This is a genomic window from Promicromonospora kroppenstedtii DSM 19349, assembly GCF_000515355.1.
Classification (GTDB): domain Bacteria; phylum Actinomycetota; class Actinomycetes; order Actinomycetales; family Cellulomonadaceae; genus Promicromonospora; species Promicromonospora kroppenstedtii.
In genome coordinates this window covers 59536-61815 of record NZ_KI911710.1, presented here as the reverse complement: position 1 = coordinate 61815, position 2280 = coordinate 59536, and the positions used below count along the sequence as shown (strand labels likewise).

The window sequence follows — 2280 nt, the reverse complement described above, 5'->3', positions numbered from 1 at the left end:
CACCCCGAAGACCGCGTCGCGGCGCGGCAGCTCGGAGCCCGACTGGCGGGTACGGACGGCGGACGGAGCGTCCTTCTTGCCGCCGCCCTTCTTGCCGCGGCGGGCACCGAGCAGCATGAAGACGCCGAGGATCAGGGCGAAGCCGCCACCGAGCACGCCCGGCCACAGGTACGGGGTGTTGACGGGGCGGGGCCAGGTGAGCTGCAGCGTGGGCGCCTCGGCACCCTTGCCGACGCCCGCGGCCAGCAGCACGACGCGGCCGGGCTGCTCGGTCCAGCGCATCTGGACCGTGCCCTCACCGCTGACCTCGGTGATCCACATGTCGGAGCCGGCCGGGTCCGGGCCGCTGGCCGGCTTCTCTGCCGGCTCGGCGGACTCCTCGTCGTCGGTGGTGGCAGGCGTGCCCGGGGCGACGCTCAGCGTCTCCCACGAGGACAGGCCGGTCACCGAGTCGTAGGGGTCGCTGCCGACCCAGCCGAGCACGTCGACGTCGGACCCGAGCGCGAGCGTGACCTTCTGCCCCTCGGGAACAGTGGCTTTCACGGTGACCTGGTCGTCGACGAGGCCCAGGACGCCGGGCTCGGTCACGACCATGGTTCCGTCGCCGCTGGGGGTCGCGGTCGCGACGACGGTGTCGGAATCGCGCAGGACGGTTGCCGTCGCGATCCCGAATCCGATCCCGCCGAGGCCGGCCACGATCAGGAGGATCGCCAAAAACCTTTGCACCACCGATTCCCTTCGAAATTTTGGGCGCGAGCCCGTCGATCAGGTGGATGTTCCAGCATAGGGACCGAACTCAGAGCACTGTCCAATGACAGGTGTGCATGTGAGGTTCGGCCGGGACTCTCACTCTTCCTTCACCGAGGTATGCCTGAACCGCCACGGCGGTCCAGGGGTCCCGGGCCAGCGGGCAGTATTCCACGCATTGCGTAGATTGCATCCCACTGCGGAGTATCCACATCCGCAGAAGGCACGTATTCTGGGCGCCGGACGGGCCGTACAAACGGCGTCCCAGGGGGGAGCCTGACCCGCGCCTCACCAAGTTCCGACACTGGAGGTCTGCACCGTGTCCGACGAGCGCTCGCTCTTCCCGACTGCCATGCGTGGTTACGACCGCGACCAGGTGCACGCGCACCTGGACCGACTGAACCACGCTCTCGAAGAGGCGCGCAGGCAGGTCGAGGCCTCTGACGGCCGCGCCATGCAGCTGACGCAGGACCTGAACGACGCCAAGCGCAACCTGCGCGAGACGGAGAAGCCGTCCTACGCCGGCCTGGGTTCGCGCATCGAGCTCCTGCTGCGGTCCGCCGAGGACCAGTCGACCGACATCATCAACCAGGCCAACCAGCAGGCCGCCGACATCATGGCGCGCGCCAAGCTGTCGGGCGGGCAGGTGCGCTCGCGTGCCGAGTCCGAGGTCGCCGAGATGCTCGCCAGCGCTCGTCGCGAGGCCGAGGAGATCCGCACCACCATGGCCGCCGAGGCGGAGGGCCACCTGCTCGCCGCCCAGCGCCGCGCCGAGGAGCTCGTGGGCTCTGCCGAGCGCGAGTCCGCGCAGATCGCCAGCGCGATCAAGGCCGAGGAGAGCGAGCGCCGGGCCAGCCTGGAGCGCGAGCTCGGCACCCTGCGCTCCACCGTCGAGCGGGAGACCACGGAGCTTCGCGTCAACACCGAGCGGGACACTGCCAAGCTGCGCGCCCAGGTGAACGCCGAGACCACCGAGCAGCGCGAGACCGCCGAGCGCGACTCGTCCGCGATGCTCGCCAGCGCCCGCGCCGAGGCCGAGCAGATCCTGTCCGAGGCCCGCCGTCAGGCAGCCGAGGCGTCGAACGCCGTCACCACCGAGATGGAAGACCTGCGCGAGCAGGCCCGCGCGGCGCTCGCCCAGGCCGAGCTCGACATCGCCACCCGCAAGGAGGCGGTGGAGAAGGAGCTCGCCGAGCGGCATGAGACGGCCAAGGCCGAGACCGCCAAGCTCGTCAAGACCGCCGAGGAGCACGCGGCCGAGGCCGAGAAGCGCGTGGCCGTGGCGCTCGAGCAGTCGGAGAAGATCCGCTCCGAGTCCGACGTCTACGTCAAGGACCTCGTGGCCGACGCACGCAAGTCCGCGGACCGCATCGTCGCCGACGCCCGCGAGTTCGCCGAGCAGACGATCGACGACGCCCGCGCCGAGGCCGAGTCGAGCCGGTCCGCCGCTCAGCACCAGCTCGAGGACCTCACGCGCCAGCACGACTCGATCAACTCCTACCTCGAGGAGCTGCGCGGCATGCTCGGCACGCC

Annotated in this window: 2 protein-coding genes; one reads left to right on the top strand and one right to left on the bottom strand. The window is 70.5% G+C overall.

The genetic code is table 11. From position 1 onward, the window contains the following. A partial coding sequence (locus PROKR_RS19690) for a hypothetical protein (protein ID WP_211240186.1) occupies positions 1 to 726 on the bottom strand: 726 nt, incomplete at its 3' end. A gap of 340 nt (positions 727 to 1066) precedes the next feature. Between PROKR_RS19690 and PROKR_RS19685 the strand changes: the two genes are divergently transcribed. After that, a partial coding sequence (locus PROKR_RS19685; protein WP_036966088.1) for a DivIVA domain-containing protein occupies positions 1067 to 2280 on the top strand: 1214 nt, incomplete at its 3' end.